General features: G+C 58.3%; 9 protein-coding genes. 8 read left to right on the plus strand and 1 reads right to left on the minus strand.

All coding sequences use genetic code 11. The annotated features are described in order from the left end of the window. Positions 1-113: 113 nt before the first annotated feature. The 5 genes from KYK14_RS20505 (at position 114) to KYK14_RS20525 (ending at position 5,211) form a co-directional block, all read left to right on the plus strand. Positions 114-1,139, plus strand: a complete 1,026-nt coding sequence (locus KYK14_RS20505) for a GRP family sugar transporter (RefSeq protein WP_185282078.1) — start codon at positions 114-116, stop codon at positions 1,137-1,139. Positions 1,140-1,424: 285 nt separating this feature from the next. Then, a complete protein-coding gene (locus KYK14_RS20510) occupies positions 1,425-2,051 on the plus strand; it encodes a response regulator transcription factor (protein WP_185282077.1) in 627 nt (208 codons plus the stop codon). 114 nt (positions 2,052-2,165) lie between these two features. After that, positions 2,166-3,788: a Na+/H+ antiporter gene (locus KYK14_RS20515; protein WP_185282076.1), complete on the plus strand. Its 1,623-nt coding sequence runs from the start codon at positions 2,166-2,168 to the stop codon at positions 3,786-3,788. Between the two features lie 165 nt (positions 3,789-3,953). Then, positions 3,954-4,619: a hypothetical protein gene (locus KYK14_RS20520; protein ID WP_185282075.1), complete on the plus strand. Its 666-nt coding sequence runs from the start codon at positions 3,954-3,956 to the stop codon at positions 4,617-4,619. Between the two features lie 139 nt (positions 4,620-4,758). Then, entirely contained in the window at positions 4,759-5,211 is a 453-nt protein-coding gene (locus tag KYK14_RS20525) for a phosphatase PAP2 family protein (protein ID WP_185282074.1), read from the plus strand. A gap of 74 nt (positions 5,212-5,285) precedes the next feature. Here KYK14_RS20525 and ettA read toward each other — a convergent pair whose 3' ends face one another. Continuing rightward, complete coding sequence (gene ettA, locus KYK14_RS20530; protein WP_185282073.1) at positions 5,286-6,950, minus strand: energy-dependent translational throttle protein EttA; 1,665 nt, start codon at positions 6,948-6,950, stop codon at positions 5,286-5,288. A gap of 432 nt (positions 6,951-7,382) precedes the next feature. On the opposite strand from ettA, the gene KYK14_RS20535 reads away from it, so the two are divergent. The 3 genes from KYK14_RS20535 (at position 7,383) to KYK14_RS20545 (ending at position 9,853) form a co-directional block, all read left to right on the plus strand. After that, positions 7,383-8,678: a DUF349 domain-containing protein gene (locus tag KYK14_RS20535; protein WP_219161573.1), complete on the plus strand. Its 1,296-nt coding sequence runs from the start codon at positions 7,383-7,385 to the stop codon at positions 8,676-8,678. 136 nt (positions 8,679-8,814) lie between these two features. Further along, positions 8,815-9,036, plus strand: a complete 222-nt coding sequence (locus KYK14_RS20540; RefSeq protein WP_019948259.1) for a DUF2795 domain-containing protein — start codon at positions 8,815-8,817, stop codon at positions 9,034-9,036. A 31-nt stretch (positions 9,037-9,067) separates the two neighbouring features. Then, on the plus strand, positions 9,068-9,853 hold the full coding sequence (locus KYK14_RS20545) for an ABC transporter ATP-binding protein (protein ID WP_219161574.1): 786 nt from the start codon (positions 9,068-9,070) through the stop codon (positions 9,851-9,853). Positions 9,854-10,029 lie beyond the last annotated feature (176 nt).

The following is a 10,029-nucleotide window of genomic DNA, read 5'->3' on the forward strand; positions in this document are numbered from 1 at the left end:
GCAGGCCAGAGGCCTGCGAATAGTAGACACGGGGCACAGCCCCGCGCCATTACTGTACCTCGTACCATTTAGTGCGACTACAGCATTATTAGTTTCTTCCCTATCCCACTACCATGTTTATCATCGAGCAAACCGGATTAGCCATTGGCGTTTGCCTACTCGCCATGCTATGCTGGGGTTCATGGTCGAACGGACAAAAGATAGCCGCCCGCGATAAGGTGCCCATCACCCTGTTTTACCGCGACTATGTGCTGGGCATTGTGCTGTGGGCGGTGGTGGCGGCTTTCACGCTGGGCAGTTTGGGAGAAGACGGGCGGCCGTTTCTGGAAGACTTGCGCAAGGCCGACTGGGCCATGTTGGGCCTGGCGCTGGCGGCGGGCGTGGCGTTCAACCTGGGCAATCAATTGCTGGTAGCAGGCATTCAGGCGGCGGGACTGGCCATTGGCATGCCTGTGGGCACCAGCATTGCGCTAGTACTGGGGCTCATAGTAAACTACCTGGCCGAGCCTGAAGGCAACGTAGCCCTGCTAACTGCCGGCGGGGCGGTGGTATTAATTTCCATTGCGTGCAGCGCCTTCGCCTACCTCAAAAAGGAAGCCGACAGCCAAGACGGTGAAGATGACGCCGAAGGCAGCAAAACCAAGGGCCTGCTGATTGCGGGTTCTGCTGGCCTAGCCAACGGGTTTTTCTTCTGGATGATTACCACCTCTATGGCCTCCGATTTTGCCGACCCCGAACGCGGGCAGCTTACGCCTTACACGGCGCTGGTGGTGTTTGCGGTGGGCATGGTCATCAGCAATCCGCTGTTCGAGCAGATCCTGCGCCGCTTCGCCGATACGCCCGAAGCCGCCCAACTCCGCTACCGCGATGTAACCACCCGGCACCACTGGGTAGGGGTAGGCAGCGGCCTGCTCTGGGGCTTAGGTATGACCTCGCTGCTAGTAGCTTCCACCGAGGCCGGCAATGCCATATCCTTCGGTATCAGCCAGGGCGCTACGGTGGTGGGCGTACTCTGGGGCTTATTTGCCTGGCGGGAATTTAAGGGTGCACCTACTACAGCTTCCCGCTGGCTGTGGGTTATGGGCGGTACTTATGTGCTGGGAGTAGGCTTGATTGTAGCGGCGCGGCTGGGTAGCTAACAAGTACCGAGAGGGTAGGGCGCCGCACATAGCGGCTCGCTGTTGCGGAAATCAACGCTGTTCGAGAAATCAGCCTGTCAGACCGACCTAATGCATCGTGTACTTGCTACAATACCACGGCCTCAATATATTCATACTATATATTTCGCAAATACCATATAGTAGGTATTGCCAAGGCTTCTGCAAAGATGGAATTTTAGCCATTACACCAATGGCAACGGCCGCAGCATTTATTCAGGCTAACGCGTTGGTTTCCAATCTCCACCCTTAACCAGCTAGGTGGTTATGGCTACTCCTTCTTTTTCCGTTTTAGTGGCGGCTACGCCCTCTTTGCAGCGCTACGGGCTGCTGGCTACGCTGCACGAAGCCTGGCCGGGCCTCACCACCGATACTACCGCCGACGCCAGCCAACTCACGTACTTAGTGCGGCGGCACAACTACAACCTGGCCATTATAGATGGCCTGCTGCCCGGCCTGCTGCTGCCCGAGCATTTGCTACCGCTGTGGCCCCGGTTGCCGGTGTTGCTGCTTACGGGCAGCCGGCTATCCGCTATAGTGCGGGAACAGCTGCTGCAGGCCGGCACGGTGGCGCTACTCCCCTACCATACTACGCCCGAGCACATCATAGAGGCGGTGGAACGGCTGCTGCGCGACCCGCGTAGTGCGTTGCTTACTTCCCCCGTGGCTACGCGTCGGACCGCGGCGCCTGCCACGGCTTTCAGCCGCCGCGAGCTGGAGGTGCTGCGGCTGGTAGTGGCCGACTGCTGCAACCAGGAAATTGCCGACCGTCTCTACCTGAGCGTGCGCACCGTGGAAAGCCACCGCCGGGCGCTGTTGCAGAAAGCTGGCGCCAAAACGCTGGTGGGCTTGGTGGTGCAAGCTGTGCGCGAGGGCTGGGTAGCAGTAGCCTGATGTGGCGTTGCAGCACCTGAGAAGGCGGCCGCTCTCGGGGTGGCTCTGTGCGAGTAGCGTTTTTGCCGGGTAGCGCCTACCTTCCGGCGTCTCACGCTCGCCTACCCGCTGCCCATGCTCCCACACAACCTGCACGCTACCATTCTGCTTATTCTGGGCCTGCTGCTGGCCATGTTACTGCTCGTGATGCTAGGGCAGAAGCTGCGCATCTCCTACCCTATTTTTCTGGTGCTGGCCGGCCTGGCGCTCAGCTTTGTGCCAGGGCTGCCCCGAATAGTCATCGACCCCGATCTGATTTTCCTAATTTTCCTACCCCCGCTGCTCTACCAGGCGGCCTGGGAAACCTCCTGGAAGGACTTCTGGCGCTGGAAACGACCCATTCTGCTGCTGGCGCTGGGGCTGGTGTTCTTCACCTCTACCCTAGTGGCCTATGCCTCCCGCCGCCTGATTCCGGGGTTCACGCTGCCGCTGGGCTTTTTGCTAGGCGGTATCATTTCTCCGCCCGATGCGGTGGCGGCCACCTCTGTGCTGAAGGGTGTGCAGGTGCCGCGGCGCATCACCAGCATTCTGGAAGGCGAAAGCCTCATCAACGATGCCAGCAGCTTGATTGTGTTTCGCTTTGCCCTGGCCACGGTGGTATCGGGCACGTTTGTGTGGCAGGAGGCTATTAGCAGTTTTCTGCTGGTGAGCGGCATGGGCGTGGTGGTAGGACTAGTGCTGGCCCACGGCTTCTACCTCATGCACCGCTACCTGCCCACTACGCCCAGCATCAACACGGTACTCACGTTCATTGCGCCTTATGGCATGTATCTGGTGGCCGAAGAGTTTCACTTTTCGGGCGTGCTGGCCGTAGTGAGCGGGGGGCTGCTGATGTCGTTTCGCTCGCACCGGGTGTTTGATGCCGATACGCGCCTGCAAGCCAACAGCGTGTGGGCCAGCGTGGGCTTTGCGCTCAATGGCTTGGTGTTTATCCTGATCGGGCTGGAGTTACCCCAGGTGGTAGAGGGGCTGGGCTCCTACTCCCTACCCCAGGCCATCACCTACGGCCTAATCATCAGTGCCTTGGTCATGCTGATTCGGTTGCTGTGGATGTTTCCAGCGGCGTTTGTGCCGCGCTGGCTGAGTGCCAGCATTCGCGCCAGCGAAACCAGTCCCGGCTGGCAAGGACCGGTGGTGATAGGCTGGGCCGGCATGCGCGGCGTGGTGTCGCTGGCCTCGGCGCTGTCGGTGCCCCTGCTGCTGACGGATGGGCAGGCATTTCCGCAGCGCAACCTGATTCTGTTTATCACCTTCGTAGTGATTCTGGTTACGCTGGTATTCCAGGGCCTCACGCTACCACTGGTCATCCGCCTGAGCGGCGTGGGCCAGCTAGAGGAGCCTATACCGGCCGAGGAGCAAGAAGCCGGCATTCGGCTGCGCCTGCGCCGCGTGGCACTTCACTACATGGCCCAACACTACGCCGCCGACGTGCAGCACAACGAGCTGATTCGGGCGTTGCAGCAGCGCATGCAGGCCGAGGCCCAGCGCACTGGCAACCTGCTCGAAGCCCTCGACTACGACGAAACTAAGCGCCAGGCCCTGCAACGCTACCACCAGGTGCTGCTGCACGTGCTGCGCGTGCAGCGCGAGGAGCTGTTTGTGCTACGCCACGAGGATGTGTTCGACGAAGAGATGTTGCGCCACCAGGAAGCCCAACTCGATCTGGACGAGGCCAAAATCAGCCACATGCCGCATTAGGATATGTAGCAGACGAGCAGTGTATCCTGCTTCCACAGAGGATAGTCAGCTCTCTGACACTCAACCCTTGAGAGCAGTAAGACGTTTAGAAATCAATACGTTACTCAGCCCTTCTTTCCGTACGGCACATCGCATCACGGGAAGACATTTTCCTCAATAAATCGTATGGATGCTCTACTTCAACCTGACGCAGTATTTGAACCTTCGGCTGTGCTGGGTCAGCAGGCGTTGCTGGGCAATATCAGCCGGGCAGTGCTGCCCATCACCACCCAGGCCGTACGGATGAGCCTGAAGTCGGTGTTCATCAACCGAGTTCGGGAATTGGGCAAAGGTGAGATTCAGGTGATTAGTGTGGTGACGGATGGCGTATCGGCGGAGCCTATTCAGCTGTGTTCGGAGGTGTACCGGAAAGTCAGAAGGCGCACCGCCCTACCCATTGGCCCCAGCGGCATCACGCTCTACCGCACCCAGGCCGATGGCAAGATTCCGCCGTTTCTGGATTACCGCATTCTGGTGATAGAGCTGGACGAAGACGTGCGCCAGGCCGGCGACCTGCTGGACCAGGTGCGCCAGGACAGCCAGTTCCAGAGCTTCCGGGATTCGCTGTTGCAGATTACCTCCTTCACCGCCCCTCAGATTTCCCTTATCGCCGCTGCTACCGACCTCACGCTCAACATCATTGCCAAGCTCCTCAAAGCCAATAAAGACGACCAACTGTTTCTGCTGCGCGGCTCCTTCGACAACGCCTTCGACGACCTGGGTGTAGGCTTCGGCGAGATGACCCAGGGGAATCGTAACGTGACGGTGAAGTACCAGGTAGAAGCGGTGTAGAAAGCAGCAAAGTAAGGCTCTGCCAGACAACCCCGGAATGTAGTATCCCCCTACCACTACTCATGTAAAGACCTAAAAATCAGTACTGGTACGGTACAACAGTCAGCCGACAGGCAACAGATTTGGGATACTTACTGGCATGGCCTCGCGCACAGCCAGCACCGTCGCCGATATCACCTGGCAACCGCTGTCGGCAATGCGTAGCGGTATACGTTTTTCGCCCAACTTTCCGGCCTATGTCTCGGACCATTCCTTCTTTGGCGCGGCCCACGCCGCGGCCATGCGCGCCTTTTTCGGCCGCGACGATATTGCCTTCACCGCAACCACTGACCCACACGCCTTATGCGACGAAAACGGCATCCGCCGCACCCGCCGCTTTAGTTCCTTTCCGCAGGCTGCCCTCAAAAATGGCTGTAGCCGGGTGTACCTTGGAGTGCATTATCAGTTTGATGCAAACGGCGGCTACGAGATAGGCACCTTGGTAGGGCAACATACAGCCAACTTGTTTCAGGCCAGCGTTGCGCAACCCGAAATGGGTACCCAGCCATGGCGTAGTCCAAGCATAGCAAAGCCAACAGACCAGGCTCTGTAAAGAGGAAGCCGGTTTGTTTATCAGCTGCATGTGTATCTGATAAACAAACCGGCTTCCTCTTTACAGAAAACGCCCTACCCTAAGCTGCGGTAGCGCACGCGCTTGGGCTCTACATCGCCCAGGCGCTTCTTCTTGGCTTCTTCGTAGTCGGAGAAGTTGCCCTCAAACCACACCACCTCCGAATCGCCCTCGAAGGCGAGGATGTGGGTGGCGAGTCGGTCGAGGAACCACCGGTCGTGGCTGATGATGACGGCGCAGCCGGCAAAGTTTTCCAGCGCGTCTTCTAGGGCCCGGATGGCGTTTACGTCCAAGTCGTTGGTGGGCTCATCAAGCAGCAGCAGGTTAGCGCCTTGCTTGAGGGTCGTGGCCAGGTGCACGCGGTTCCGCTCCCCGCCCGAGAGGCTACCTACTTTCTTTTCCTGGTCGCCGCCGCGGAAGTTGAAGTTGCTTACGTAGGCGCGGGCATTCACGGGGCGGCCGGCTAGCAGCATGGTTTCGGTACCACCCGAAATCGACTCGAACACCGATTTAGCAGGGTCCAGCGTGTCGTGCTGCTGGTCTACGTAAGCAGTCTGCACGGTAGGGCCTACCTCGAACGTGCCCGCATCGGGTTGCAGCTGGTCAGTGATGAGGCGGAACAGCGTGGTTTTACCAGCGCCGTTTGGCCCGATGATGCCCACAATGCCACCTTGGGGTAGGGAGAAGCTTAGGTTCTCGAACAGCAGCTTGTCGCCGAAGGCTTTGGTCAGCCCCTCGGCCTCAATCACCTGGGCGCCCAGGCGCGGGCCATCGGGGATGAACAGCTCCAACTTCTGCTCTTTCTCCTTGGCGTCTTCACTCACCATTTTGTCGTAGCCAGCAAGGCGGGCCTTGCTCTTGGCCTGGCGGGCCTTGGGGGCCATGCGTACCCACTCCAGCTCGCGCTGCAAGGTTTTCTGACGCTTGCTCTCGGTTTTTTCCTCTTGGGCTAGGCGGTTGGATTTCTGCTCCAGCCAAGAAGAGTAGTTGCCTTTCCACGGAATACCCTCGCCGCGGTCCAGCTCCAGAATCCAGCCGGCCACGTTGTCGAGGAAGTACCGGTCGTGGGTTACGGCTATCACGGTGCCTTTGTACTGCTTGAGGTGCTGCTCCAGCCACAGCACACTTTCGGCATCGAGGTGGTTGGTGGGTTCGTCCAGCAGCAGCACGTCGGGCTCTTGCAGCAGCAGGCGGCACAGGGCCACGCGGCGCTTTTCGCCGCCCGAGAGGTTGCCCACCACGGCATCGGCCGGGGGCGTGCGCAGAGCGTCCATGGCACGTTCCAGCTTGCTATCCAGGTTCCAGGCGTCGAGTTGGTCGAGGCGTTCCTGTACTTTTCCCTGCCGTTCGAGCAGTTTATCGAAATCTGCATCCTCGGCACCAAATGCCTCGTTAATTTCGTCGAACTCCTTGAGCAGGGCCACGGTTTCGGCCACGCCCTCCTCCACTACCTCCTTCACCGTTTTAGAGGCATCCAGCTGCGGCTCCTGCTCCAGATAGCCCACCGTATAGCCCGGCGACCACACCACTTCGCCCTGAAACTGCTTGTCGACACCGGCAATGATTTTCAGCAAGCTCGACTTACCGGAGCCGTTCAGACCCAGCACGCCGATTTTGGCACCGTAGAAAAAGGATAGATAGATGTTTTTGAGAACCTGTTTCTGGGGCGGAAACACCTTGCTAACGCCCGCCATCGAGAAGATAATCGTCTGGTCGCTCATATGACTAAAAAAAGTGGAAATGAAACAAATGATTAGCGGCACTGCCGGGAGTAGCTCTTACCCTGGCAGCAACTCCGGTACCATAGCCCGCAGCCGGGTTTTGCAGTGGCTTCTGCGGAAGTATACTACAGATGCCCTATTTTGCGTATGATTGATTTAAAACAATAACATGACAGGAGGTTTTCTCCACTCATTTTTCACCTTATTGCCTGATCTACAAATGCTGTTTGGCTGGCTGGTAGTACCTTGCCGGCATACCACCTGGTAGGGCCGGAGTTGCCGCAAAGGTAGCGTCCTGCGTGGCTTTCTGCCCTATATTATGCTAAGCGCGTGGGCATTTCTGCCCGGCATGCCGTAAACTTGTGCACTTAGTCTAGCTTCACATTCCGCTCGCCCCTCCCTCCACTTATTCGCTTCCGCGCTATCCCAATTATGGAACAACACGACCACCTCCTCGCTACCGCCCGCCAATACGGCTATGTCGAGGATGACCAGGTGTGGCTCCGTCCGTTTATGACGCTGCCTGCCCGCCGGGTAGGTCAGGTTAAAGACTCTCCCGACACCTCCCTCATCTACTTCGCCCAGCGCTTCGAACTGTTTCGGGCCAAGGTAGAAGACCTGCTGGCCAAGATGGCTGCCTCCGACAATAAGGGCTCTTTCCTGATGAAGGCCCTGCACCTGAAAGAACAAGTTGCCAGCTACGATGGGCTAGGCGATTTTGAGAGCCTCTACCACCGCCTCACCGAGGCCGAAGAAGGCATCAACGTAACCATTGCGCAGAACCGGGAAAAAAACATGGCCACCAAGCTGGGCGTGTTGCAGGAGCTGGAAGAGCTACGCGATACCCTGGATTTTCAGACCGCTACGGAGCGGGTGAAAGCCCTGCGCCAGGTCTGGATCAAGACTGGTCCCGTTGACAAGGATCTGATTGAGGACATGGAGGACCGCTTCCGGGCGGCTGTGGATGCCTTTATGCAGCGCAAGCGCGATTTCCTGGCCGATAAGAAGGCCATGACCAACCGTGTGCAGGACAAGTACATGGCGCTCATCCGGCAGTCGGAAGCCTTGCAGGATTCCGACGACTTCGAGAATACCACCCGCAAGCTCAAGCAGCTGCAACAGGAGTGGAAAGACATTGACGCCTCCCTACCCCGCAAGCAGGCCAACGACCTGTGGACGCGTTTCCGGGCGGCGCACAATCATTTCTTTGAGCGCCTGAAGGTGCACATCAACACCAAGCGCACCGAAAACCAGCCCGAGGACAACCTGGCCCGCAAGCGTGGTCTGGTGGCGGAGGCGGAGGCCCTGCTGCACCGCCCCATGTCGGAGGCGGTGGCCCGCGCCAAGGAGCTGCAAGCTGCCTGGAAGAAGGTAGGCCCCGTGCGCGGCGAGGAGTCGGACCGAGTGTGGGAGCAGTTCATTGCCGCCTGCGACAAGGTGTTTGAACTCAGCTCGTTGGAGCACTACATCCGTAAGCGCCACGGCGGCGCCCCCGAGCCCGGCACCCGCGACGACCAAATAGCCGCCCGTGTGCAGGCCCTGCGCGAGTTCGTGAAAAGCGACCGGCAGGAGCAACTGGTGCTGGAAGAAAACCTGAGCAAACTCAACGTATCGCCCGGCAATGAGTCGTTTCGGACCATGTTACAGGGGAAAATCCGAGCGTTTGAGCGGAAAATCCGCACCAAAAATCATTTAATTGAGCTTCTACAAAAAGGAGTGCTTGTATAAGCAACCTTCAGTTGTATTTTACGTTGTCGGCAAGGAGCAACGTTTTGCCGGCCTCCGTGTCTACCTTCACATCGTCGTAGACCAGCGAGCTTGCGACGTGCCACCTTTTGCCAACCTTTTTTTATAGTACACGACTATGTATTGGACGCTGGAACTGGCTTCCTATCTGGAAGATGCCCCCTGGCCTGCCACCAAGGATGAACTCATCGACTACTCTATCCGTTCGGGCGCCCCGATGGAGGTAGTGGAGAACCTGCAGGCCTTGGAAGACGATGGTCAACCCTACGAGAACATCGAGGAAGTATGGCCCGATTATCCGACCAAGGAAGACTTCATGTTCAACGAGGACGAATACTAAGAACTGTTGAATATTAAGTGTTGAGTACTGAATGAGTGATTTTGAATTAACCGACAATCATTCCTCACGCAGCATTCAACATTCAGCACTCGACATTTCCGGATTGGTTGCGGGGTACGAACAGCGCGTTCTGCTCCGCAACCTTTTTTTTGTGGTACCCGAGCCGACTTTCGTGGCGATTATCGGGCACAATGGCTGCGGCAAAACCACCCTGTTTCGGGCCCTCACGGGGCGCATCCCGTATCAGGGTACCATCCGGGTAGCGGGGCGTGATTTGCGCACCGTAGCGCGGCCGTCTGCTGAGGGCCTGCTGGCCTACTTACCCCAGCGCACCACCGTGGGCTTTCCCATTGCCGTGCGCGAGCTGGTGGTGATGGGGCGCTACCGCCACCACCGTTTCCTGGGCGGCTACTCCCCCACCGACTACGCCCTCTCCGACAGCGCCTTGCAACAGGTAGGCGCCGCCCACCTCGCCACTCGTGATTTCACGCTGCTTTCCGGCGGCGAACAGCAACTGGTGTGGCTGGCGCAGCTCTCCTTGCAGGAAGCAGGGTTGTACCTGCTAGACGAGCCCACCCAGCAGCTGGACGTGTACTACCGGCGTCGCGTGTTTGCCTTGCAACAGCAGTGGGTAGCCGAGCAGGGCAAAACCATCCTCTGCATTACCCACGACCTAGACAACCTCACTGCCTTCCCACCCGGCGGCCACCTGCTCAACCTCTCCCGCCCCACGCCTACCCTCCTCCCCCTCACGCCGGAGGTAGTGTTAGCCGAGAAGGCGTATCTAGAAAGTGAGGAAAGCTTTGTGAAGAGGTGAGTAGTGAGTAGTGAGTAAAAAATACGACTGTCATCCTGAGCTTGCGAAGGACCTTCTCACATTAGGACGCGTCGTTATCACGCTTGTCGTTCCAGCGTAAGAAGGTCCTTCGCAAGCTCAGGATGACAGACGCTTTGCATTCACAACTTCACAAACTCACAATTTCACCACTCACC

The organism is Hymenobacter profundi, from assembly GCF_019334315.1.
Taxonomy (GTDB): Bacteria; Bacteroidota; Bacteroidia; order Cytophagales; family Hymenobacteraceae; genus Hymenobacter; species Hymenobacter profundi.